Annotated in this window: 20 protein-coding genes and 3 tRNA genes; 10 read left to right on the top strand and 13 right to left on the bottom strand. The window is 71.6% G+C overall.

Going from position 1 to position 23,917, the window contains the following annotated elements; genetic code table 11:
• Positions 1-7 precede the first annotated feature (7 nt).
• The 4 genes from ABZX67_RS07325 to ABZX67_RS07310 all read left to right on the top strand — a co-directional run bounded on the left by ABZX67_RS07325 (position 8) and on the right by ABZX67_RS07310 (position 6,079).
• Positions 8-1,357: a deoxyguanosinetriphosphate triphosphohydrolase gene (locus tag ABZX67_RS07325; protein ID WP_355355798.1), complete on the top strand. Its 1,350-nt coding sequence runs from the start codon at positions 8-10 to the stop codon at positions 1,355-1,357.
• 104 nt (positions 1,358-1,461) lie between these two features.
• Positions 1,462-2,730, top strand: a complete 1,269-nt coding sequence (locus ABZX67_RS07320; RefSeq protein ID WP_355355796.1) for an FAD-dependent oxidoreductase — start codon at positions 1,462-1,464, stop codon at positions 2,728-2,730.
• Between the two features lie 17 nt (positions 2,731-2,747).
• Positions 2,748-4,670, top strand: coding sequence for a DNA primase (dnaG, locus tag ABZX67_RS07315; protein WP_355355794.1), 1,923 nt, complete (start codon positions 2,748-2,750; stop codon positions 4,668-4,670).
• 89 nt (positions 4,671-4,759) lie between these two features.
• Positions 4,760-6,079: an RNA polymerase sigma factor gene (locus ABZX67_RS07310; protein WP_355355792.1), complete on the top strand. Its 1,320-nt coding sequence runs from the start codon at positions 4,760-4,762 to the stop codon at positions 6,077-6,079.
• Between the two features lie 95 nt (positions 6,080-6,174).
• Here ABZX67_RS07310 and ABZX67_RS07305 read toward each other — a convergent pair whose 3' ends face one another.
• The 5 genes from ABZX67_RS07305 to ABZX67_RS07285 all read right to left on the bottom strand — a co-directional run bounded on the left by ABZX67_RS07305 (position 6,175) and on the right by ABZX67_RS07285 (position 12,151).
• Positions 6,175-6,501 (bottom strand): hypothetical protein, encoded by a 327-nt coding sequence (locus ABZX67_RS07305; RefSeq protein WP_355355790.1) that lies wholly within the window; start codon positions 6,499-6,501, stop codon positions 6,175-6,177.
• Between the two features lie 2 nt (positions 6,502-6,503).
• Positions 6,504-8,441, bottom strand: coding sequence for an ABC transporter ATP-binding protein (locus tag ABZX67_RS07300; RefSeq protein WP_355355787.1), 1,938 nt, complete (start codon positions 8,439-8,441; stop codon positions 6,504-6,506).
• A complete protein-coding gene (locus ABZX67_RS07295; RefSeq protein ID WP_355355785.1) occupies positions 8,441-10,174 on the bottom strand; it encodes an ABC transporter ATP-binding protein in 1,734 nt (577 codons plus the stop codon). Before ABZX67_RS07295 ends, ABZX67_RS07300 begins: the two co-directional genes overlap by 1 nt.
• A gap of 115 nt (positions 10,175-10,289) precedes the next feature.
• Positions 10,290-11,729 (bottom strand): FGGY family carbohydrate kinase, encoded by a 1,440-nt coding sequence (locus ABZX67_RS07290; RefSeq protein ID WP_355355783.1) that lies wholly within the window; start codon positions 11,727-11,729, stop codon positions 10,290-10,292.
• A gap of 122 nt (positions 11,730-11,851) precedes the next feature.
• Positions 11,852-12,151, bottom strand: coding sequence for a YtxH domain-containing protein (locus ABZX67_RS07285; RefSeq protein ID WP_355355781.1), 300 nt, complete (start codon positions 12,149-12,151; stop codon positions 11,852-11,854).
• A 170-nt stretch (positions 12,152-12,321) separates the two neighbouring features.
• On the opposite strand from ABZX67_RS07285, the gene ABZX67_RS07280 reads away from it, so the two are divergent.
• From ABZX67_RS07280 to ABZX67_RS07270, 3 genes are all read left to right on the top strand, one after another.
• Positions 12,322-12,394, top strand: a tRNA-Asn gene (locus ABZX67_RS07280).
• Positions 12,395-12,399: 5 nt separating this feature from the next.
• Positions 12,400-12,472 (top strand) — tRNA-Asn (locus ABZX67_RS07275).
• Between the two features lie 212 nt (positions 12,473-12,684).
• Positions 12,685-12,761, top strand: a tRNA-Ile gene (locus ABZX67_RS07270).
• A 164-nt stretch (positions 12,762-12,925) separates the two neighbouring features.
• Here the strand turns inward: ABZX67_RS07270 and ABZX67_RS07265 are convergent.
• From ABZX67_RS07265 to ABZX67_RS07255, 3 genes are all read right to left on the bottom strand, one after another.
• The gene (locus ABZX67_RS07265; RefSeq protein WP_355355779.1) at positions 12,926-13,102 is read right to left on the bottom strand and encodes a hypothetical protein; all 177 of its coding nucleotides are present in this window, start codon (positions 13,100-13,102) and stop codon (positions 12,926-12,928) included.
• A 170-nt stretch (positions 13,103-13,272) separates the two neighbouring features.
• Complete coding sequence (locus tag ABZX67_RS07260; RefSeq protein WP_355355777.1) at positions 13,273-13,953, bottom strand: SUMF1/EgtB/PvdO family nonheme iron enzyme; 681 nt, start codon at positions 13,951-13,953, stop codon at positions 13,273-13,275.
• Entirely contained in the window at positions 13,931-15,145 is a 1,215-nt protein-coding gene (locus tag ABZX67_RS07255) for a Cmx/CmrA family chloramphenicol efflux MFS transporter (protein ID WP_355355775.1), read from the bottom strand. Before ABZX67_RS07255 ends, ABZX67_RS07260 begins: the two co-directional genes overlap by 23 nt.
• Positions 15,146-15,626: 481 nt before the next feature.
• Here ABZX67_RS07255 and istB point away from each other — a divergent pair, with 481 nt between their 5' ends.
• Positions 15,627-16,931, top strand: a complete 1,305-nt coding sequence (gene istB, locus ABZX67_RS07250) for an IS21-like element helper ATPase IstB (RefSeq protein ID WP_355355773.1) — start codon at positions 15,627-15,629, stop codon at positions 16,929-16,931.
• 32 nt (positions 16,932-16,963) lie between these two features.
• Here the strand turns inward: istB and ABZX67_RS07245 are convergent, their stop codons facing one another.
• Positions 16,964-17,377: an organic hydroperoxide resistance protein gene (locus tag ABZX67_RS07245; protein ID WP_355355771.1), complete on the bottom strand. Its 414-nt coding sequence runs from the start codon at positions 17,375-17,377 to the stop codon at positions 16,964-16,966.
• Positions 17,378-17,477: 100 nt separating this feature from the next.
• Here ABZX67_RS07245 and ABZX67_RS07240 point away from each other — a divergent pair, with 100 nt between their 5' ends.
• Positions 17,478-17,975, top strand: coding sequence for a MarR family transcriptional regulator (locus tag ABZX67_RS07240; protein WP_355355769.1), 498 nt, complete (start codon positions 17,478-17,480; stop codon positions 17,973-17,975).
• A gap of 61 nt (positions 17,976-18,036) precedes the next feature.
• Here ABZX67_RS07240 and ABZX67_RS07235 read toward each other — a convergent pair whose 3' ends face one another.
• The 3 genes from ABZX67_RS07235 to ABZX67_RS07225 all read right to left on the bottom strand — a co-directional run bounded on the left by ABZX67_RS07235 (position 18,037) and on the right by ABZX67_RS07225 (position 21,667).
• Positions 18,037-19,380 (bottom strand): carboxyl transferase domain-containing protein, encoded by a 1,344-nt coding sequence (locus tag ABZX67_RS07235; protein WP_355356003.1) that lies wholly within the window; start codon positions 19,378-19,380, stop codon positions 18,037-18,039.
• 70 nt (positions 19,381-19,450) lie between these two features.
• Positions 19,451-20,962: an acyl-CoA synthetase gene (locus ABZX67_RS07230; protein ID WP_355355767.1), complete on the bottom strand. Its 1,512-nt coding sequence runs from the start codon at positions 20,960-20,962 to the stop codon at positions 19,451-19,453.
• Between the two features lie 66 nt (positions 20,963-21,028).
• Positions 21,029-21,667 carry a LysE family transporter gene (locus ABZX67_RS07225; RefSeq protein ID WP_355355765.1) on the bottom strand — a complete coding sequence of 213 codons (639 nt, stop codon included), beginning with the start codon at positions 21,665-21,667 and terminating at the stop codon, positions 21,029-21,031.
• Between the two features lie 165 nt (positions 21,668-21,832).
• Between ABZX67_RS07225 and ABZX67_RS07220 the strand changes: the two genes are divergently transcribed.
• A complete protein-coding gene (locus ABZX67_RS07220) occupies positions 21,833-22,300 on the top strand; it encodes a calmodulin-binding protein (RefSeq protein ID WP_355355763.1) in 468 nt (155 codons plus the stop codon).
• 6 nt (positions 22,301-22,306) lie between these two features.
• Here ABZX67_RS07220 and ABZX67_RS07215 read toward each other — a convergent pair whose 3' ends face one another.
• On the bottom strand, positions 22,307-23,902 hold the full coding sequence (locus ABZX67_RS07215) for a GAF domain-containing protein (RefSeq protein WP_355356001.1): 1,596 nt from the start codon (positions 23,900-23,902) through the stop codon (positions 22,307-22,309).
• Between the last annotated feature and the right edge of the window lie 15 nt (positions 23,903-23,917).

Below are 23,917 nucleotides of genomic sequence, written 5' to 3'. Positions count from 1 at the left end.
TCAGTGCATGGAAGGTCCTGAGGAGACGGCTGACGAGACGGCGTACACCACGACGCACCACACGACGTACGACGACAACGCGGCGAGGTACTACGACCCCGCGGCGACCGAGCGCTGGGCCACCGAGCCCGACAAACGGCCCGGCCGCACCGCCTTCCAACGCGACCGCGCCCGTGTGCTGCACTCCGCGGCGCTACGCCGCCTGGCCGGCAAGACGCAGGTCGTCACCCCCGGCACCCGCAGCCCGGTCTGGGACGCCAGCCCCCGCACCCGGCTGACCCACTCCCTGGAGTGTGCCCAGGTCGGCCGAGAGCTGGGCGCCGCACTCGGCTGCGATCCCGACCTCGTCGAGGCCGCCTGCCTTGCCCACGACATGGGGCACCCACCCTTCGGGCACAACGGCGAACAGGCGCTCAACGACTTCGCCAAGGACTGCGGCGGATTCGAGGGCAACGCCCAGTCGCTGCGCCTGCTCACCCGCATCGAACCCAAGCGGTTCGTGCCCAGCGAGGCGACCGGGGACCTCGTCAGCGTCGGTCTCAACCTCACGCGCGCCACCCTGGACGCCGCCACCAAGTACCCGTGGCCGCGCGGCGCCCACCCCACCGAACCGGGGTCCCCCAAATTCGGGGTCTACGAGGACGACCTGCCCGTCTTCGAATGGGTACGGCAGGGCGCGCCGCGCCACCGCAAGTGCTTCGAGGCCCAGGTCATGGACTGGTCCGACGACGTCGCGTACTCGGTGCACGACTTCGAGGACGGCCTGCACGCCGGCCACATCGACCCCAACATGCTGCTCGCCGAGCCCGAGCGTGCCGACATCTGGCGGGTGGCCATCGGCAGGTACGTACCGGACGACACCGATCCGCAGGAGCTCGCCGACGCCCTCGACCGGCTCATCGAGCAGGAGTGGTGGCCGCACGGCTACGACGGGACGTCCGTCGCCCAGGCCCGGCTCAAGGACGCCACCAGCCAGCTGATCGGCCGCTTCTGCCTGGCCGCCGAGGGCGCCACGCGCCAGGCGTACGGTTCGGGCCGCCTCACGCGGTACGGCGCCGCACTCGTCGTACCCCGGGAGACCCGCAACGAGTGCGCGGTGCTCAAGGCCGTCGCCGACCGTTACGTCATGCAGCGGGCCGAGCAGGAGGCGCTGCGGGCCGATCAGCGCATCGTGCTCGCCGAGCTCGCCGAGGCGCTGACCGTACGGGCGCCGGAGGGCCTGGACCCGCAGTTCCGCGCGCTGTTCGACGCGGCTCCGGACGACCGCGCCCGCAAGCGGGTCATCGTCGACCAGATCGCCTCGCTCACCGACGCATCGGCCCGCACCCTGCACGCCCGCCTGGCGACGCATCGCTGAACGGCCGGGCCGAGGCGGAGCCGGCATGGCCGACCGGCCCTAGCCGAGCGGAGCACCGCCGCGGCGTAGCGTGGAGAACGCCCTGAACCGCAAGGAGGCAACCAGTGGTCGACGCACCTCGCACCTTCGTCATCGTCGGCGGGGGACTGGCCGGCGCCAAGGCAGCGGAGACCCTCCGCTCCGAGGGGTTCACCGGCCGCGTCATCCTCGTCGGTGACGAACACGACCACCCCTATGAACGCCCGCCGCTCTCCAAGGGCTACCTCACCGGCAAGGAGGAGCGCGACAGCGCCTTCGTCCACGAGCCGAGCTGGTACACCGACGCCGGCATCGAGCTCCACCTCGGGCAGCCCGTCACCGCGATCGACCGCGCCCAGAAGGCCGTGCACCTCAGCGACGGCACCACCATCCGGTACGACAAGCTGCTCCTCGCCACCGGTGCGGAACCGCGCCGCCTCGACATCCCCGGCACGGGCCTGGGAGGCGTGCACCAGCTGCGCCGCCTCGTCGACGCCGACCGGCTCCGCTCCACCCTCGCCTCCCTCGGCCGGGACAACGGCCATCTCGTGATCGCCGGGGCAGGCTGGATCGGCCTGGAGGTCGCCGCAGCGGCCCGCGGGTACGGCGCCGAGGTCACCGTCGTCGAACCGGAACCGACGCCGCTCCACCGGGTCATCGGCCCCGAGCTCGGCCAGTTCTTCATGGAACTGCACGCCGACCGGGGCGTCCGCTTCCGCTTCGGCACCCGCCTGACCGAGATCACCGGCCAGGACGGCATGGTGCTGGCCGCCCGCACCGACGACGGCGACGAGCACCCGGCGCACGCGGTGCTCATCGCCATCGGTGCCGCCCCGAACACCGCCCTCGCCGAGGCCGCCGGGCTCGACCTGGCGGACCGCGCCGAGGGCGGGGGCATCGCCGTCGACGCCACCCTGCGCACCTCCGACCCCGACATCCACGCCGTCGGCGACGTGGCGAGTGCGCTCCACCCCCTGTTCGGCTTCCGGCTGCGCGTCGAGCACTGGGCCAACGCCCTCAACGGCGGCCCGGCGGCCGCCCGCGCCATGCTCGGCCAGGACGTCGCCTACGACCGGATCCCGTACTTCTACTCCGACCAGTACGACCTGGGCATGGAGTACTCGGGCTGGGCGCCGCCCGGCTCGTACGACCAGGTGGTGCTGCGTGGCGACGCGGGCAAGCGGCAGTTCATCGCCTTCTGGCTGAAGGAGCGCCGCGTGCTGGCCGGGATGAACGTCAATGTGTGGGACGTCACAGATGCCGTCCAGCAGCTCGTACGTTCCGGCGCCCCCGTGGACCCCGAGGCGCTCGCCGACCCCGCGACGCCGCTCACCACCGTCGTGCCCGGCCCGTAGAACCGTAGAATTCGTGCGTGGCAGGCGGCAGGATCAACGATGACGACGTGAAGGCGGTACGGGACGCGGTCCCGATCGACGCCGTCGTGTCCGAGTACCTCCAGCTGCGCAACGCCGGCGGTGGCAACCTCAAGGGCCTGTGCCCCTTCCACGACGAGAAGTCCCCCTCCTTCCAGGTCAGCCCCAGCAAGGGTCTCTTCCACTGCTTCGGCTGCCAGGAGGGCGGCGACACCATCGCCTTCGTGATGAAGATCGACCACCTCTCCTTCTCGGAGACGGTCGAGCGCCTCGCCGCGAAGGCGGGCATCACCCTGCGGTACGAAGAGGGCGGCTACACCCCGGGCCACCAGCGCGGCGAGCGCATCCGCCTGATCGAGGCACACCAGGCCGCCGCCCAGTTCTACGTCGAGCAGCTCGACAGCGCCGAGGCCGAGATAGGGCGGAAGTTCCTCGCCGAGCGCGGGTTCGACCAGGCCGCCGCCCAGCACTTCTCCGTCGGCTACAGCCCCGCCGGCTGGGACCACCTCACCCGCTATCTGCGCGGCAAGGGCTTCTCCGACAAGGAGCTCATCCTCTCCGGCCTCTCGCAGGACGGCCGCCGCGGGCCCATCGACCGCTTCCGCGGCCGCCTGATGTGGCCCATCCGGGACGTCGGCGGCGACGTCGTCGGCTTCGGCGCGCGCAAGCTCCGCGACGACGACAACGGACCCAAGTACCTCAACACCCCCGAGACCCCGATCTACAAGAAGTCCCAGGTGCTGTACGGCATCGACCTGGCCAAGAAGGACATCGCCAAGTCCAGCCGCGCCGTGGTCGTCGAGGGGTACACCGACGTGATGGCATGCCATCTCGCCGGGGTCACCACCGCCATCGCCACTTGTGGCACCGCCTTCGGCGGCGACCACATCAAGATCTTGCGCCGGCTGCTCATGGACAACGGCTCGGCCCGCGTCATCTTCACCTTCGACGGCGACGCCGCCGGCCAGAAGGCCGCTCTGCGCGCCTTCGAGGACGACCAGAAGTTCGCCGCCGAGACGTACATCGCCATCGCCCCCGACGGCATGGACCCCTGCGAGCTGCGCCTCGCCAAGGGAGACGAGGCCGTCCAGGAGCTCGTCGAGCCGCGCACCCCGCTCTTCGAGTTCGCGCTCCGCCAGATCGTCGGCCGGTACGACCTGGAGACCCCGGCCGGCCGCGCCGCCGCGCTCGACGAGGCCGCGCCGATCGTCGCCCGCATCAAGAACGTCTCCTCGCAGCACGAGGTCGCCGTGCAACTCGCAGGCATGCTCGGCATCCTCGACACGCAATTCGTCGTCCGGCGTGTCGCCCAGCTCGCCCGCTGGGCCCGGGACCGCGGCGGCCGAGGTCCGGCGCCCGCGACGCCCCGCCCCGGGACCTCACCCCAGGCCCATGCCCAGGCTCATGCCCACGCCCCCTCCGGCCCTGCCGGTCCCGCGCTCAACCTGCGCAACCCCGTCCACCAGACCGAGCGCGAGCTGCTGAAGCTCGCCCTCCAGTACCCCGCTCTGGTCTCGCCGGCCTTCGACGCGTACGGCGTCGACGAGTTCACCGCCCCGCCGTACGCCGCCGTGCGCCAGACCATCGCCGACGCGGGCGGCGCCGAGCAGGGCATCGAAGGGACCACCGACTACCTGACCCGGGTGCGGGACGCCGCGCCCAACGACACGGTGCGCGCCCTGGTCACGGAGCTCGCCGTGGAGGCGATCCACGGGCGCGTGGTCGACGAGACGTACGCAGGCATGCAGCTCGTCGCCGTCCGCCTCCGTGCCGTGGACCGCCGCATCCGCGACGTCCAGGGCACCCTCACCCGCCTCGGCGCCCACGGCGACCCGGAGCGCCTGGCGGCCGTTCAGAACGAGCTGTGGGTGCTCCAGCAGTACGCCCAGTCCCTCCGCAACCGCGGCGCGGACGCGCTCTGACCGCGTAACCGCTCCGTCACGCACCGCCCGCAAAAAGTGCTCGCACGCCCCTCGTGGCGGTGATGTGTCGTACCCCACACTAAGGGGCGGTGCCTGAGTCCTCGGAGCGCGGCCGGTCCACAGACGGTGGGCCACTCATCCCCGCGGATCCGCTCATCGTGTACGGGACGGAAGAAAGCGGCACGGCCGCCGCAGCCGTCCCGCTGCCGCACGCCCCCGAACCGGCAGCGATCACCCTGGAGGTCGCCCCCGTGCAGACCCAGACCCTGACCGACATCGACCCCGCCACGGCCACTGCGACCGCGACTGCCCTGGCCGTCCCCATGCAGGCCCTGCCGCCCCACCATCCGGAAGCGCTCCCCGACGTCCCGGACACGGAGGATGCCTCCGAGGTCCCGGAGATCGCCGACGTCACCGAGATCGCCGACGTCACCGAGATCGCCGAGGCCGTCGAGCCACCCGTGGGCCGGCCCACCGCCGCAGCCGGGGCCGGAAGCGGGCCCTCCGCCGACCTCTTCCGCCAGTACCTGCGTGAGATAGGCCGGATACCGCTCCTCACCGCCGCCGAGGAGGTCGAACTGGCCCGCCGGGTCGAAGCCGGCCTCTTCGCCGAGGAGAAGCTCGCGAGCACCCCCGACCTGGACTCACAGCTCGCCCTCGACCTCGACCGACTCGTCGTCATGGGCCGCATGGCCAAGCGCCGCCTCATCGAGGCGAATCTGCGTCTCGTCGTCTCCGTCGCGAAGCGGTACGTCGGCCGCGGCCTGACCATGCTCGACCTCGTCCAGGAGGGGAACCTGGGCCTGATCAGGGCGGTGGAGAAGTTCGACTACGCGCGCGGCTACAAGTTCTCGACGTACGCGACCTGGTGGATACGCCAGGCCATGTCCCGCGCCCTCGCCGACCAGGCCCGCACCATCCGGGTGCCGGTCCATGTCGTCGAGCTGATCAACCGGGTCGTACGGGTCCAGCGCCGCATGCTCCAGGAGCGCGGTTATGAACCGACGCACGACGAGGTCGCCGCCCACCTGGACCTGGCGCCCGAGCGGGTCGGCGAGGTGCTGCGCCTGGCTCAGGAGCCGGTCTCGCTGCACGCGCCGGTCGGTGAGGAGGACGACGTCGCGCTCGGCGACCTCATCGAGGACGGAGACGCCGCGTCTCCCGTCGAGTCCGCGGCGTTCCTGCTACTGCGCGAGCACCTGGAGGTGGTCCTCTCCACCCTCGGCGAACGCGAACGCAAAGTCGTCCAGCTCCGTTACGGCTTGATCGACGGCAGGCCCCGCACCCTGGAGGAGATCGGACGGATCTTCGGCGTGACGCGCGAACGCATCCGCCAGATCGAGTCCAAGACCCTCGGCAAGCTGCGGGACCACGCCTTCGCGGAACAACTACGCGGCTACCTCGACTGACCGGTCAGAAGGACGCCAGAAGACGCCCAAAGACGCCAGACATAGCCAGAAGCCCGTCGGAAGAGCCCAAGGTTCGACCCAGGCGATCGCAAAGGTCATGAAGGATGTTCAGTCGACCCCTGCCGACGGCGTGACGCGTCCACCCCGGCGCCGACCGCCGCGCCCAGGCTCAGCCCCAAGGCGATGCCCAGCCCCAGGTTGTCGCTCAGCTGCCCCAGGCTGATCCCCAGTGCCACCCCGATCGGCAGCCACAGCGCCAGCCCCGTCCCGGCGCGGCTCCCGCCCGGACCTCCGCCCGAACCCGCGCCCGAACCCCCGACCATCTCTCCGGCGCCCATCTCTCCGGCGCCCATCTCTCCCGCGCCCGCGCCCTCTTCCGCCATGTTCCCCAGCTCCCCCTTGATCCGTTTCCCTCGCCGCACGGTCAGTCGACCTCGGCGACCGCCTGCGCGAACTGCGCCGCGTACAGGCGCGCGTACGCGCCCTCCGCCGCCAACAGCTCCGCGTGCGTCCCCTGTTCGACGATGGCCCCATTCTCCATCACCAAGATCACGTCCGCGTCGCGGATCGTCGACAGCCGGTGAGCGATCACGAAACTCGTCCGCCCGTGCGCCAGCCGCGCCATCGCCTTCTGGATCAGCACCTCCGTGCGCGTGTCCACGGAGCTCGTCGCCTCGTCCAGGATCAGGATCACCGGGTCCGACAGGAACGCCCGCGCGATCGTGATCAGCTGCTTCTCGCCCGCGCTGACCCCCGCGCCCTCGTCGTCGATGACGGTGTCGTACCCGTCGGGGAGCGTCCGGATGAACCGGTCCGCGTGCGCGGCCCGCGCCGCCGCCTCGATCTCCTCCCGCGACACCTCGCGCGAGCGCGGCGCGCCGTACGCGATGTTGTCGGCGATCGTGCCGCCGAACAGCCAGGTGTCCTGGAGCACCATGCCGATGCGCGAGCGCAGTTCCTCGCGCGACACCGCGGTCGCGTCGACCCCGTCGAAGAGGACGCGGCCGCCTGTCACCTCGTAGAACCGCATCAGCAGGTTCACGAGCGTCGTCTTGCCCGCGCCCGTCGGGCCGACGATGGCGACCGTCTGCCCCGGCTCGACCGTCACCGACAGGTCCTCGATGAGCGGCTTGTCCGGCTCGTATCGGAACGACACCTTCTCCAGGGAGACCCGCCCCGCCGGCTCGAAGACCCGGCCCGCCACCGGTGCGGCGTCCGGCGCCTGCTCCTCCGCGTCCAGCAGCTCGAAGACGCGCTCGGCGGACGCGACACCCGACTGCACCAGGTTCGCCATGGACGCGACCTGCGTCAGCGGCATCGAGAACTGACGCGAGTACTGGACGAACGCCTGCACGTCCCCGATGGACAGCGCCCCCGAGGCGACCCGCAGCCCGCCCACCACGGCCACCAGCACGTAGTTGAGGTTCGACACGAAGAACATCAGCGGCTGCATGAGCCCGCTGTTGAACTGCGCCTTGAACCCAGCCTCGTACAGCGCCTCGTTCTGCTCCCGGAAGCCCTCGGCTGCTTGCTCCTGCCGCCCGAAGACCTTGACCAGCGCGTGTCCGCTGTACATCTCCTCGATGTGGGCGTTGAGGCGGCCCGTCGACTGCCACTGCCGCACGAAGTGCGGCTGCGACCGCTTGCCGACCCTCATCGCCACGACCACCGACAACGGCACGGTCACCAGCGCGACCAGGGCCAGCAACGGTGAGATCCAGAACATCATGGCCAGCACGCCCACGATGGTCAGCGCCGAGTTGATCAGCTGTCCCATGGTCTGCTGCATGGTCTGCGAGATGTTGTCGATGTCGTTCGTCACCCGGCTCAGCACCTCGCCGCGCTTGGCCCGGTCGAAGTACGACAGCGGCAGCCGCTCCAGCTTCGCCTGGACGTCCTCGCGCATCCGGTACACGGTCCGGTTGATCACCTTGATCGACAGACGTGTCGACACCAGCATCGTCACACCGGCGACCACGTACACCACCAGCACCGCCAGCAACACCGAACCCACGGAGCCGAAGTCGATCCCGTGCCCGGGCGTGAAGTCCACCCCGGACAGCATGTCCGCCAGCCCGTCGTCGCCCTTCGCCCGCAGTGCCTCCAGCGCCTGCTCCTTGGAGGCGCCCTCCGGCATCCCGCGCCCCACCACCCCCGCGAAGACCAGGTCCGTCGCCTTGCCGAGGATCATCGGCCCGGCCACCGACAGCGCCACGCCCACCACACCGGCCGCCAGCATCAGCCACAGCGTGGCCTTCTCCGGCGCCAGCTGCCGCAGCAGCCGCCTGCCCGACCCCTTGAAGTCCATCGACCTCTGGTCGGGGCCGCCGCCGGCCATCATCCGTCCCGCCGGCCCCGCCATCAGGCTGCCTCCGCTTCCGTCAGCTGGGAGAGCACGATCTCCCGGTACGTCTCATTGCGCGCCATCAGCTCCTCATGGCGCCCCACCCCCACGACCCGGCCCTCGTCGAGGACGACGATCCGGTCGGCGTCGCGGATCGTCGACACGCGCTGCGCGACGATCACGACCGTCGCGTCCGCCGTCTCCGCCGCCAGCGCGGCCCGCAGGCGCGCGTCCGTGGCGTAGTCCAGCGCCGAGAACGAGTCGTCGAAGAGATAGATCTCCGGCCGCTGCACCAGCGTCCGCGCGATGGCCAGTCGCTGCCGCTGCCCGCCCGACACGTTCGTCCCGCCCTGCGCGATGGGCGCCTCGAGACCGTGCTCCAACTCCCGTACGAAGTCGGCGGCCTGCGCCACCTCCAGCGCGTGCCACAGCTCCTCGTCCGTCGCGCCCGGGTTCCCGTACCGCAGGTTCGTCGCGATCGTCCCCGAGAAGAGGTACGGCTTCTGCGGTACGAGCCCGACCGTACGCGCCATCAGTGCCGGGTCGAGCTCGCGCACGTCGACGCCGTCGACCAGCACCTCGCCGCCCGTCGCGTCGAACAGCCGGGGCACCAGCCCCAGCAGGGTCGACTTGCCGCTGCCCGTCGACCCGATGACCGCCGTCACCTCGCCGGGCCGGGCGACCAGGTCGACACCGCGCAGTACCGGCTCCTCGGCGCCCGGATAGCGGAAGTCTGCGTTCCGTATCTCCAGGTGTCCGTGCCGGGCCAGCTCCCGCACGGGTGACGCCGGCGGCACGACGCTCGACTCGGTCCGCAGCACCTCCTCGATGCGCTCGGCGCACACCTCGGCACGCGGCACCATCATGAACATGAAGGTGGCCATCATCACGGCCATCACGATCTGCAGCAGATACGCGAGGAAGGCCGTCAGCGCCCCGATCCCCATCCCGCCGCTGTCGATCCGGTGCGCGCCGAACCACACCACCGCGACGCTCGACACGTTCACCACGGTCATCACCGTCGGGAACATCAGCGCCATCAGCCGCCCGGTCGCCACGGACACGTCGGTCAGAGCGCCGTTCGCCGCCCCGAACCGCTCCCGCTCGTACGCGTCCCGTACGAAGGCACGGATGACCCGGTTACCGGTGATCTGCTCGCGCAGCACCCGGTTCACGGCGTCCAGCCGCTCCTGCATCGTGCGGAACAGCGGACGCATCCGCCTCACGATGAGCGAGACGGATAGGGCGAGCACCGGCACCACGGCCAGCAGCACCGACGACAGCGGCACGTCCTGCCCGAGCGCCATGACGATGCCGCCCACGCACATGATCGGTGCCGACACCATCAGAGTGAACGACATCAGCACCAGCATCTGGACCTGCTGGACGTCATTGGTCGTACGCGTGATGAGGGACGGCGCCCCGAACTGCCCGACCTCCCGCGCCGAGAACGACTGCACCCGGTCGAAGACCGCCGCCCGTACGTCCCGGCCCAACGCGGCCGCCGTGCGCGCCCCGTAGTAGACGGCGCCGATGTTGCAGACTACCTGCACCACCGAGACGGCGATCATCACGGCGCCGAACCGAAGGATGTAGCCCGTGTCACCGAGGACGACACCGTTGTCGATGGTGTCGGCGTTCAGGCTGGGGAGGTAGAGGGAGGCGCAGGTCTGCAGAAACTGAAGGACCACCAACACGACGATGGGCCGTTTGTACGGCCCTAGGTGGCGGCGAAGAAGTTGTCTGAGCACACCATCAACTATCCCCGCCGCCCCGGCCCCTTACGAGCGCTTTTCGCCGATCATCGCGGGCAGCAGGGGCATTGGCCGCCCGTTGCCCGGCGCGAAAGGCTTCGCGCGCGGGCGTTCACGCCTCGAACGCTCCCGGGTGCAGCTGGTCCCGCGTCGCCCCGTACTGCTGCCGCACCGCCTGCCCCACGGCCAGCTCCTCACCCGGCTCGAACACCTGCATCGCGGCCGCCTGCCAGGCCGGCGGAGCCTGCGGCGACAGCGCACCGTGGGACACCCCCAGCGCCCACGCCGCCTGCCGCGCCGCACCGAGCGCCGCGTAATCCGCCGGCTGCGGCACGACGACCTGCGCGCCGAAGATCGCCGGCGCGGCGGCCTGCACGGCGGGCAGCTCGGCGGCCGCCCCCAGCAGGAACACCCGCCGCACCTCCACGCCGCGCCCGCGCAGTACGTCCATGGCGTCGGCGAGCGAGCACAGCATGCCCTCGAAAGCCGCCCGCGCCAGATGTTCGGGCTTCATCGACTCGCGCCGCAGCCCGCTCAGAGTCCCCGCGGTGTGCGGCAGCTGCGGCGTCCGCTCACCCTCCAGATACGGCAGGAGTACGAGTCCGGAGGCGCCCGGCGTCGACTTCAGCGCCAGCGCCGACAGCTCCTCGAGGCTGTCCACGCCCAGCATCTCCGCGGTGCCGCGCAGCGCCCGCACCGCGTTCGAGGTGTGCACGACCGGCAGGTGCATCCCGGTCGCGTCCGCGAACGCCGTGATCATGCCTCGCGGGTCGGCCAGCGCCTCGTGGTGCACGGCCATCACCGACCCCGACGCGCCTAGCGAGACCACGGCGTCACCGATCCCGAGCCCGAGCCCCAGCGCGGCGGCCATGGTCTCGCCGGTCCCCGCGGAGATCAGCAGCCCCTCGGGCGTGACGCCCGCGGCCTCGGCGGGTCCCAGGACCTCCGGCAGCGCGGCCTGGTGCCCCAGCGCCAGCTCCACCAGGTCCGGCCGGTACGCACCGGTGCCGGCCGACCAGTACCCCGTACCGGAAGCCGCCCCCCGGTCCGTGGTGCGGCGCGCCGGCCGGCCCAGCAGCTGCCACACCAGCCAGTCGTGCGGCTGCATCACCATCGCCACGCGCGCCGCCGCCTCCGGCTCGGTACGCGCCAGCCACCGCAGCTTCGCCACCGGCTGCGCCGCCTGCGGTACGCAGCCGACGGCCTCGGCCCACGCCTGACGGCCGCCGAACGCCTCGATCAGGTCCGCGGCGGCGACCTGCGCGCGCTTGTCGTTGCCGACCAGCGCGGGCCGCACCAGCGCACCCTGCGGGTCCAGCGGCAGCAACCCGTGCTGCTGCGCGGAGACGCCGATGGCCTGCACACCTTCCAGCAGGCCGCCGGAAGCGGCTTCCCCGAGGGAGAGCAGCCACGCCTGCGGGTCGACCTCGGTGGCCTTCGGCTCGACGGGGTGGGGCGCGTAGCCCTGCCGCAGTACGGCGCCCGTGTCCGTGTCACAGACGACGATGCGCGTGAAACCCGACGAACTGTCCAACCCGGCGACTATCCCCATGGGCATAGATTCTGCCGCACTCGGGACACACCACGGCCCGCCAGGTACCGCGGCCGGTCGCGACCGGCCGGGGTGTCACCGGCATTACAGCGGCGCAGGGCGCAGGCGCTGAGCGGCTCGGCTCAGGTATTAGTGGTTCCCCACTCGTCCTCACCGCCCTGGCCGCGCTCCCGCAGCGAGCGCACCCGCTCGGCGACCGACTCGGGAACCCGGTCCCCGACCTTGTCGCTCACGGCGTGAAGTGCCTTCTCGGCCACTTCCCGCCCGGTGTGCGCCGCCGACTCGGCGGCGTTGCGCACGGCCGGGTTCTGCGAGAGGTCACGCGCCGACTTCCGCAACTGCTCGTACCTCTCCCGGCCGGCCCGGGTGCCGAGCACGTACCCGAAGGCCAGTCCAACGACGAACGCGAGCTTGTACCGCATGGCTGCCACCCTTCCGAAGGCGTTGGTGCTGGCCGCCTACCCGCGTGGCCGGAGATCACCCCGGGGAACCGATTGGCGGAGCACCCCCCTGCTTGCGCTAATGTATGTGTCGCAGCGAGCGAGCGCCGCCCGGGAAGCCCCGGGTGGGTGCGTTCGGTGCAACGCAGCAATCCCCTGTAGCTCAATTGGCAGAGCAGCCGGCTGTTAACCGGCAGGTTACTGGTTCGAGTCCAGTCGGGGGAGCGCGATCCCCTGTAGCTCAATTGGCAGAGCATTCGGCTGTTAACCGGAGGGTTGCTGGTTCGAGTCCAGCCGGGGGAGCGGTGCTGGGAGAGGACCCCTGGGAGGGGGTCCTCTTTCGCGTTCCGGCGGTGAAACCGAGGCTTCCCGGATCGATCCGACCGTGACGGGAACCGCGCAGCGCTCAGCGCGGTCTTCATGGGCGTGCGTATGCCGACCATCCGGAGCAGGAGATCGTATGAGCGGCTATGCTGCGGCAGACGGCGCGCACAAATGTGCGCGACGCGCCGTAAGGGGCGGTAGCTCAGCCGGTTAGAGCAGCGGACTCATAATCCGTCGGCCGTGGGTTCGAGTCCCACCCGCCCCACCACAGCAGTGGTCAGCAGAAACGTTTCTTCTCGTAGAGACGTACCAGCGGGCGCCGCCGCTCCCCGGCGGTGCCACCGCTGAGCCGCTCCCTATCAAGCCACCGTCCCTCGTACGGGCACGAGTACGAGTGTGGGTACGCGTACGGGGAGACGCCGCGCGGCGGGGCTACGCCGCCGAGGTGATGTCCCCCTGCTGTGCCGCAGCCCAGAGGACGACGAGGCGCTGATAGATCCGGTGCTCGTCCGGCGACAGCTGCCCGCCGGCGCGCGCCCACAGCTCTCGGATCGCCGAATTCAAGGCATCGGCATCCGGCTGGACGGGAGAACGCAGGGTGTGGGACATGGCATCCAGCGTAGGACGAGGATCCGATAATCCGGGCACTCCGCGGACGTGCGATCCGCCACGAATGTCGGCATACCGGTGATCACCCACGTCTGATCACCGGATGCGCACAGGGCGGTTCCGCCGCCGCACGCAGGGGCGGAAGGTGGCGGACCGATCAGAAGGAGACGTCACAGCCGCGCCGGCAGCGAGCACGCCGTGCGGAATCCCACATCGTCGATCCGGAAGGTCGGGTGGCTGCGCCGCCGCACCGAGGCCCGGCAGCTCCAGTGCTCGTCGGACCATCCGCCGCCGCGGAGCACCCGGTAGGTGCCGTACACCTCGGCGTCGTAGACGTCCCAGCACCAGTCCCACACGTTGCCCAGCATGTCGTACAGACCCCAGGCGTTGGGCCGCTTACCGCCGACAGGGCGGATGCACCCCTCCGAGTTGTCCCCGTACCAGGCGACGTCGTCGAGCGGGCCGTACCGGGGGCCGGTCGTCCCCGCGCGGCAGGCGTGCTCCCATTCGGCCTCGGTCGGGAGCCGGTGCCCCTCGGCGGAGGCATCCCATTCGACCGTCTCGTCGTCGGAGGAGAGGCGGTACGCGGGCGTCAGCCCCTCGCGCGAGGACAACGCGTTGCAGAAGCGGACCGCGTCCCACCACGACACACCCTCCACGGGCAGCCGGTCGCCCTGGGCGGTACTCGGCCGCACGCCGGTGACCTGGGCGTACAACGACTGCGTGACCGGGAAGGCAGCCATCCGGAACGGCGCGACATCGACCGCCCAACCGCGCTGCGTCCGCCGATCCGACAGCGTCACCCGCCCCGGCGGTACCGCGACCATCTCAATTCCCGAGCCCCCGTCCATGACGGGCCACCCTACTGGTCTCTGCCGCTTCGACCGGCCCCGCTGCGATCACCCCACGCAAGGGGTACGCGATGAGGAGCGCGACCAGGACGAGGAGTGCGCTCGCCCAGAGCGGCCCGAGGCCCCCGGCCGCGGTGCCGAGGGCAGCCGCGGCGATCAGCGGTCCGGCGGCGGCGCCGACGTTGAGGGCCGCGGTCGCGTAGGAGCCGGCCATGGTGGGGGCTCCTGCGGCCTCGTAGAGGACTCGCGTGATCAGTGTGCTGCCCAGCGCGAAGGACAGCGCGCCTTGCACGAACACGAGGGTCAGCAGAGCGACCGGCTTGTCGGCCAGCAGGGCCAGAGCCGGCCAGCCGACGAGCAGCAGCGGGCCGCCGAAGGCGAGGACCAGGCCGGGGCGCCGGTCGGAGAGGCGTCCGGCGAGCGTGACACCGACGAGGGAACCGGCACCGAAGAGCACTAGGGCCATGGGGATCCACAGCGCGCCGAGCCCGGCCGTGTCGGTCACGACAGGGGCGAGGAAGGTGAAGCTCGCGAAGGTCGCCGCGTTGACCAGCGCGCCGAGCAGCATGACGAGGATCACTCGCGGCCTTCGGAGCTGTGCGAGCTCCGACCGCAGGGCCGGACCGCCGACGAGGCCGTCCGCCGCGGCCCGCGCCGGGACTCCCGTGAGGATGCCGAGCGCCGCGGGAAGGCAGAGAACAGCGACAGCCCAGAAAGCGGCACGCCAGCCGAGCAGTGTGCCGAGCACCGAACCCGCTGGGACGCCGGCGATCGTGGCCACCGTCGTGCCGGACAGCAGCACCGCCAGCGCACGCCCCTTCTTGTCGGGCGGGACGAGGGTGGCGGCAGTGGTCAGAGCCACGGCGAGGAACCCGGCGTTCGCGAGCGCCGAGACCACCCGGGTCGCGGACAGGACCAGGAAGCTCGTGGTGGCAGCGCCCACGACATGGGTGGCCAAGAACACGAGGACGAACCCGAGAAGGCTGCTCCGCCCCGGCCGGTTGCGGGCAAGTGCGGCCATGAGCGGGGCGCCGACGGCCATTCCGATCGCGAAGGCCGAGGTGAGTGTGCCTGCCGCTCCGACGGTGACGCCGAAGTCCGAGGCGATGCCCGGCAGGAGGCCGGCGAGCATGAATTCGGAGGTACCCATGGCGAAGACCGCCATGGCGAGCAGATACAGCGGGAGAGGCATCAAGGGGCTCCGGGTGAGGAGAAGCACGAGACGGTCATCTCGTCACCGCGGTCAGCAACCGAAGGCACGCGCGTCCGACCCGGCCGCAGCGCGCGGCGGGGTGGCGGGGACGGCAGGACTTAGTGGTTCAGGGGGCTGACGGCGTGACCGAAAGCCCCCACCTCGTCCGACTCGGGGCTCGACATGGCCCGCACGTTACTCGCCCACGCACCCCGGCACACCTGGGTTTCCGGTGACTTTCCCGGCCGTGCGGGGTGGAGGGGGCGTGGAGGGAGGCGGGTGTACGGGGTCGAGGCCGCAGGGACGTGAGTCGGCATATCGACATGTCCGGATGTTCGTCGGCGGTATTTGTCGATATGTGTGATGAACCCTCACGAGGGTTGTGCTACTGGAATTCTATTAATCCCAAAGGGTGGCTCGAATTAAGATTTTCGGCGGCGGCGCACCAGAATGGCGGAACCCCCCGTCGCTGGAGGTCTCGTTGTCCCGCACATCCTCGTCCCCGTCGACCATCACGACCGTCGGCCTGGCCCTGTTCGCCACCCGTTGGCTCCAAGCCCCGCTGTATTTCGGCCTCGTGGCCGCACAGGGCGTGTACGTCTACAAGTTCTTCAACGAGCTCTGGCACCTCGTCGACCATGTCATCAGTGGCCAGGCGGACGAGACCTACGTCATGCTCGCCGTACTCAAGCTCGTCGATGTCGTGATGATCGCCAATCTGCTGATCATGGTGATCGTGGGCGGGTACGAGACGTTCGTCTCCCGTATCGGGCTGCAGGGACACCGCGATCAGCCGGAGTGGCTCTCGCACGTCAATTCCAATGTGCTGAAGGTGAAGCTGGCAACGGCGATCGTCGGAATTTCGTCGGTGCACCTGCTCCAGATGTTCGTCGACGTGCACCACACGCCCCGACACGACCTGTTGTGGGGCACGGTCATCCACATGGCTTTCATCGTCTCGGCGGCCATCCTCGCCTACATGTCCGGGCCCATGGCCGCGCACGAGGCCAAGGGCCATGGACCGAAGGAGTCACCGCACTACGTCGTCCTGCCGCGCCAGCGGGACGGACGGAAGGCGGACGGCAGTGACGCGAGTGAGGGAGTCGCCCGGGCCGACACGGCGCGGCACGGCCACGGAAGCCGAGGCGAGCGCGGGGCTGTGGGCGAGCAGGAGCGTTCCGAGGCGGAGGAGCGGATCCAGGCCGCCGGCTTTCCGGCGCGCAAGACACTGGAGATGTTCGACGACGGACACCTCCGGGCGCCCGACCCGCAGACTCTCGCCCAACTAGGCAAGGCCGACTTCGTCACCCGCCGGGACAACGTCGTGCTCCTCGGCCCGCCCGGCACCGGCAAGACGCACCTCGCCATCGCGCTGGGCGTACGGGCCTGCCAGGCGGGCCACCGGGTGCTGTTCGCCACCGCCGCCGACTGGGCCGACCGGCTCCGGGAGGCCAAGGCCGCCGGGCGCCTCGGGAAGCTGCTCGCCGAGCTCGACGCGTACCCGCTGCTGATCGTGGACGAGGTCGGGTACGTGCCCTTCGACGACGACGTCGCCCACCTCTTCTTCCGGCTGGTGTCGCACCGCTACGAGCGCGCCTCGCTGATCGTCACCAGCGACCGGCCCTTCGGCCGCTGGGACGAGGTCTTCGGCGACAGCGGCATCGCCTCGGCGACGGTCGACCGCCTCGTCCACCACGCGGACGTCCTCACCCTCGACGGCGAGAGCTACCGCTCGCGCCGGCTGGAGCAGACGGCGGTTACGGGGTGGGGCGGGCCGGGCTACTGACGCTCCCGTCGCCCCGGTCGTCGCCGTGCGGGTCACTCGATGACGAGCTCCACCGGAATGTTGCCGCGCGTCGCCTTGGAGTACGGGCAGTACGCGTGGGTCTTCTCCAGCAGCTCGCGGCCCGCCTCACCCTGGAGGTGGTCCGGGAGTTCGACGCGCATGACCACGGCGAGGCCGAAGCCGCCGTCGTCGTCCTTGCCGATGCTGACCTCGGCGGTGACCGAAGCGTCCTTGACGTCGATCTTCTCCTGGCGGCCGATCGCGCCCATCGCGCTGGCGAAGCAGGCCGCGTAACCGGCGGCGAAGAGCTGCTCCGGGTTGGTGCCCTGTCCGTTGCCGCCGAGCGGCTTGGGGTGGGCGAGCGGCAGGTCTATGTGACCGTCGGAGCTGACGGTGCGGCCTTCGCGGCCGTTGGCGGTGGCGACGGCGGTGTACAGGGCGTCCATGGTGGGGCCCGTCCTCTCAGGCGTGGGGCGGTGACGGGTTTCTTTGTAGCGCACTATTTAGTTGTGCACAACTGAATAGTGCTCGGAGTAACATGGATCCATGGATACGCCCGGCATCGCGCGCGACGAGGACTTCCTCCGCCTCGACCACCAGATCTGCTTCTCGCTCCACGCCGCCACACGCGCCTTCAACGGCGTGTACCGCACCGCGCTGAAGGACCTCGGCCTCACCTACCCGCAGTACCTGGTCATGCTCGTGCTCTGGGAACACGGCGAACTGCCCGTGAAGCGCATCGGCGAGCATCTGCGCCTCGACTCCGGCACCCTTTCGCCCCTGCTCAAGCGCCTGGAGAGCGCCGGCTACGTCGAGCGCCGCCGCAGCCCCGAGGACGAGCGGTCCGTGACCGTACGGCCCACGGAGGCCGGGACGGCCCTCCGTGAGCGCGCCCTTGGGGTGCCGCGGCGGATCGCCGCCGCGACCGGGATGTCGCTGGACGAGGTCCGTGCCCTGCGTGCCCGCCTCAACGAGCTGACCGCCGCACTCGACCTCGCCGAGGTGGACCCGGCGAAGGGCGAGTGCCTGGAGGAGACCCCGTAACCAACGGCGACCATCGGCTGGCAACCACCGGCCATCATCGGCCACCATCGGCGGCGTTACGTCACACGATGCCGCGCACGATGCCCAGCTCCACGAGGTCCTGCGGGCGCAGTCGCAGCTGTTCGGCCGTGTGCGGTGCTTCCTCGGGCGGCCGCTTGAGTATCGCGGCCGCCAGCTCCGGGGCGATCACCGAGAAGTAGCTGTCGGGCGTCGCCCAGGTGTTGCCCGAGGCCGCCAGGGCCAGCGCCCCGCCCGAGCCGCCCTCGCCGATCAGCAGCGTCGTCACCGGCACCCGCGCCCCGGCGACCGCCGCGAACGCGTCCGCGATCGCCGCGCCCGCGCCCGTACGCTCCGCCTCGGCGTCGTTCGCGGCGCCCGGCGTGTCGACGAGGGTCAGCACCGGCAGACCCAGCCGGTCCGCCAGGCGGATCACCCGCGCGGCCGTGCGGTAACCGACCGGGCGGGTCGCGGTGCCGCACTGCGCGACGTACGCCACCGCCTGCCCGTCGGGCCGCAGCCCCACGCCGGACAGCAGCCCCGGGTCCGCACCGCCGCAGCGGTCGCCCACGAGTGGCAGCCGGTACGTGAAGTACCGCTCCAGGTACGCCTCGGCGCGCGGCCGGGCCGGATCGCGGGCCTGGAGCACGGCGTCCCAGCCGCTGGCGGGGAGAGAGGCCGCGTCCGACAGGGCGGAGGGCGGCACCACGGGCCCCGGCGCGGGCGTCGTCAGCGCGGTCAGCCAGCGCGTGACCGTCTCCCGGAGCTCCCCTGGCCGTACGACGGCGTCGACATGACCCGCAGCCAGCTGGCCCTCGGCCGTGTACGCCGACGGGTCCGCGTCCGCCGGCCGTACGCGTGAGCCGGCGAAGCCGATCTGCGCACCGGGCAGCGCCAGGATCACATCGGCGCCCGCGCCGACCGTTGCCCAGCCGCCGCCGGTCGCCGGGTCCCGCAGCACGGCGATGTGCGGCACGCCCGCCTCCCGGAGCAGCACCGTCGCACGCGCCACCCGCTGGAGCTGGGTCAGCGCGATCATGCCCTCCTGCATACGGCTGCCGCCCGTCGCGACGAGCGAGACCAGCGGAACGCGCTGCTCGCGCGCCAGGCGGTAGGCATCCTCCAGGCGGTCGCCGGCCCGTTCGCCCAGGGAGCCGCCGAGGAAGCCGAACTCGAACGCGAGCAGCGCGCAGCGGCGGCCCCCGATGGTCGCCGTGCCGTAGAGGATGGACTCCTCCTCGCCCGTACGGTCGGCTGCACGCGCGCGTGAAGCGTCGTAACCCTGCCAGGACAGCGGCCCGTCGTCCGGGGCGTGGGCGGTGTGCCCGGCGGCAGGGTCGTGCTCGACGGAGGGCTTGTGCTCGGCGAAGTCGTCGGTGAGGAGGGCTATGGCGCGGCGGGCCGGCAGGCGGGAGTTCTCAGCCCCCGAGCTTTCGGACCCCGAGTTCCCGGACCGCGAGTTCTTGGACCGGGCGTTCTCAGACATGGAGTGCTCGCTTCATGACCTTGCCCATGTCGTTGCGGGGCAGCGAGGCGAGGTAGTGGACGGTACGGGGCCGCTTGTGGGGAGCGAGCAGGGCCGCCACGTGGTCGGCCAGCTCCTGGGCGGTGGGCGGGTCCCCGGGGTCCGCGGGGACGATCCAGGCCACGATCCGTTCGCCCAGGTCCGGGTCCGGCTCGCCGGTGACGGCGGCCTCGCGTACGCCGGGGTGGTCCAGGAGCGCGTTCTCGATCTCCCCGGCGCCGATCTTGTAGCCACCGCTCTTGATCAGATCGGTCGCCTTGCGCCCCACGAGCCGTACCGAACCGTCCGCGTCCCGTACCGCCATGTCGCCGGTCCGGAACCAGGGGCCGTCGAAGGCGGCGGCGGTGGCGTCCGGGCGGTTGAGGTATTCCGTGAACAGGTTCGGGCCCCGCACCTGGATCTCGCCGACCGTCTCCCCGTCATACGCGGTGATCTCGGAGCCGTCCTCCTCGACCAGGCGCAGCTCCACGCCGCGCAGGGGGGCGCCGACGGAGCCGGGACGTGCCTCACCGCCGACGCGGACACTGGTGTTCATCAGGGTCTCGGTCATGCCGTACCGCTCGATGACGTGCCGTCCCGTCGCGGCAGCGATCCGTTCGTGGTCGTGGACGGGCAGCGCCGCCGAGCCGGAGACCAGCAGCCGTGCGCCGGCCAGAGCCTTGGCCAGCTCCGGGTCGGAGGGAAGGGCCTCGGCGAGGCGGTGGTACATCGTCGGTACGCCGAACAGCATGGTCCCGCCCGACGCCAGCTCGCGCGTGACCCCGTCCGTGGTGAACGAGCCGAGGTGGCGTACGGATCCGCCGCGCCGGAGGGGGCCGAGGATGCCGAGGATCAGCCCGTGGACGTGGAAGAGGGGCAGGGCGTGCACGAGGACGTCGTCGGCCGTCCACGCCCAGGCCTCCTCCAGCGCGTCGAGCGTCGTCGCGATCGCGCGGCGGGGGAGGACCGCGCCCTTGGGCGGGCCGGTGGTGCCGGAGGTGTAGACGATGAGGGCGGGGGCTTCGGGCTCCTGCGGCTCACCGGTCAGCCCCACCTCGGGCTCGGCCCCGTCCCCGTCCCCGTCCGCGGCGAGGGTGATGTCGAGGCGCGCCACGCCCGCGAGCGGCGCGGGCAACTCCTCACCCGGTGCGGCCAGCACCAGGGCGGGCGCGCTGTCGGAGACGATATGCGTCAGCTCGCGCTCGCCGGTCTTCGGGTTGAGCGGTACGGCCGGTACGCCGGCGAGCAGCGCGGCGACCACCGCGACAGCGGTCTCGGGGGTGGGCGTGGCCCACACGGCGATCCGCCCCGGCTGCCGAGCGCCCGGCTGGTCGAGCGGCTTGTGGAGGGACAGAGACTGCTGGAGTCGCGCGGCCAACGCGCCTGCCGCGGCGCTCAGTTCGCCGTACGTGAGCGCGGGCCTCTCGCCGAAACGCAGCGCGGGCCGGTCCGGCCGTGCGGCCAGGGCCGGGAACAGGAAAGTCACTCGTCGTCTCCTCGCTGTCGGTGGCCCCACCATTCTCCCCGGGCGGAGCGGCGGGGAAAGTGGGGGTCAGGGCAGCGGCAGGGCGAGTTTCACCGCGTACACCGCCACCAGGCCGTACCCGATGCGGAAGGTCCACTTCCGTACGGTGTCGGAGGCGCGGGCTCCGGCGGCGCCGCTCGCCGCCACGAGCAACTGCTGCCAGGCGAGTGACGCGACGAACACCCCGGCCACGAACACCGTCCCGGCCGCCGGGCCGCTCAGTGCGGTGCCCTGCGCCGTGGTGAGCGCCGCGAAGTAGAGGGCGGTTGTGGGGTTGATGAAGGTCAGCGCCGCGAACCGCAGGAACGTCCGCCCCGCGGTCTGGGGCGGGTGGGGCGACTGGGGCGGCTGTGGCGATGCGGCGGGCTCCGTGGCGTGCCGCGAGGCCCGCAGGCCGTGCGCGGCGATGCCCAGCAGCACGGCCGCGGAGACGAGCCGCACCCATGCCTCGACACCGGACAGCGCCGCGGCGACGAGCGGCCCCAGCGCGGTGGCCACCGCCGCGTACACCATGTCGACGACGGCGACGGCCGACGCGGCGGCCCTGGCTCCGCGCCGATCGCGCATGCCCTGCTGTACGAGCAGTACGCCGACGGCGCCCAGGGGCATGGCGACCCCGAGGCCGGCGGCCGCGCCCGCGAGGGCGGGCGTCCACATCTCGGTCATCGCGTCACTGTGGCGGCGTGGGCGGCGGGGAGGCGAGCCATTTTCGGCGGACCCGGCCGTGGCGAGTTGTCGCCAGGGGCAAGGCTTCCCGGCATGGAGGGTGATTACGCAGCGTAATAATGATGTTGCGGTGCGCTTCCGCGCTCGATTCAACCGGAGGTATACGTGCGACATTTCCCAGCCAAACTGGCCGCGCTCGTCTCGGTCCTCATGCTGGCCCTCACCCTGGCCCAGCCCGCCCACGGGGCCGGCGCGGGGACCGGTCCGTCGCGAGCCGCGGCGGCGGAGACGGCGTACTTCGAATTCGACTACCCGCCCATGAGGGAGAGGTTCGTCTTCCAACTCACCGACGCCGCGAAGATCCAGGAGGCCAGGGACATCCTGAGCGGCAAGGAGAAGGAGAAGATCCACGTCATGGGCAGGGTCATCAAGCGGTCCGTGCCGTACAACCCCGGTTGGAGTTTCCACCTCGACCCCGGCTCCGTCCAGTTCTTCGAGGTCGCCATCGAGGTGTGTGACTCGTCCATCCAGTACGTCGAGGACCATCTCGACGAGGCTGGAGGCGCCTTCCTGCCCGGCGGCTGGTGGTGCCCCTGGGGCTCGCGCCTGCTGAGGGAGGTGCCGGTCTCCTAGCAGCCGTCAGCGAGGGGACTGCCAGGTAAGGGTCGCACCCCGGCTGCCGTTGTCCGCCGTGCCGTCGTCCGTGACGACCAGGCGGACGCCCGGGCGGCCATCCGGGAGGACGGCCGTCGCGTCCACCTCGACGTCCACGGACGACACGTCGGCGCGGCGGTGGGCGGAGGCGAGCGCGGCGCGCAGGGCGGACAGGAGCTCGTCGGCCACCGGGCCGCCCACCAGCGTGTCCACCGCGCCGGTGAAGTGGACCGAGGGCTGGAAGCCGAGGAGCGCGGCCGCGCCGCCGGTCTCGCGGAGCACGCGGCCGCGAAAGGAGCGGGGCACCTCGGCCGGGGGCTGCTGGAGAGCGAAGATGGCGGTTCTGACCTCCTGGATCGTCGAGTCCAGTTCGTCCACGGCCCGGTCCAGCAGTTCCGCATCCGCCGACCCCGGCTCCGCCCGCCGCCGCGTCGATTCCAGCATCATCTCGGTGGCGAACAGCCGCTGGACCACCAGGTCGTGCAGGTCGCGGGCGATGCGGTCGCGGTCCTCGTAGACCGCCAGCCGCTCCCGGTTCCGCCGCGCGTCCGCGAGCACGAGCGCCAGGGCGGCCTGGGACGCGAACTGCGAGGCGAGCAGCCGCTCCAGCGCCGTGTAGGGGCGGCCGCCGCGGCGGCGCGGGAGCGCGAGGGTGCCGATCAGTTTCCCGCCGCTCTGCAGCGGGAGCATCATCGAGGGTCCGAAGCGTGTGCGCACGTGGGTCGTCATGCGGGGGTCGGTCGCGGAGTCCTCGACGAAGACCGGTTCGCCGCCCAGCAGGTGCTCCAGTACGGGCGAGCCGGGCGCGATCGTCGTACCGATCAGGTCGCCCGGGTCGTGCGGCGTGGACGCGGCGACGATCTCCATGCCGCCCTCCTCGGTCGGCTGGAGGACGACGCCCGCCGAGGCGTCGGCGAGCACACGGGCCCGCTCGGCGACCGTCGTCAGGGCATCGCCCGCGGCGTCGCTCGTGGGGGCGTCCGCGGCGGCGCCCGGAGCGGTGTCGCCCGTGGAGCCCTCCGTCGGTTCGCCCGCCGGCTCGCCCGTCAGGAGCGAGGTCGTGACGGCGGCGGCGCCCTCGATCCAGCGCTCGCGCTGCCGTGCCGTCTCGTACAGCCGCGCGTTGCCGATCGCGATGCCGGCCTGCGCGGCCAGCACCCGCAGCATGGCCAGGTCCTCCTCGGTGAAGGTGCCCGCACGCTTCTCGGTGAGGTAGAGGTTGCCGAACACCTCGGTGTCGACGCGGATCGGTACGCCCAGGAAGGACCGCATCCGCGGATGGCCCGGCGGGATGCCGCACGAGCGCGGATCGGCCGTCAGGTCGTCCAGCCGCAGTGGCTCCGCCTCCCGGATCAGCGCGCCGAGCACCCCGCGCCGTCCGTCGGGCAGCCCGCCCACGCGCTGCCGCTCGGCCTCCGGCATCCCGTACGTGTAGAGCTCGGTGATCCGGCCCCGCTCCGGGTCGACGACGCCGAGCGCGCCGTACCGCGCGCCGGTCAGCCCGGCGGCGGAGTCCACGATCCGCTGGAGCGTGGTGCGCAGGTCGAGGTCGGTGCCGAGGCTCAGCACCGCCTGGAGCAGCGACGGAAGCCTGCT

Source organism: Streptomyces sp. NPDC003036, from assembly GCF_040611175.1.
GTDB lineage: Bacteria > Actinomycetota > Actinomycetes > Streptomycetales > Streptomycetaceae > Streptomyces.
This window is presented reverse-complemented; position numbering and strand designations above follow the sequence as displayed.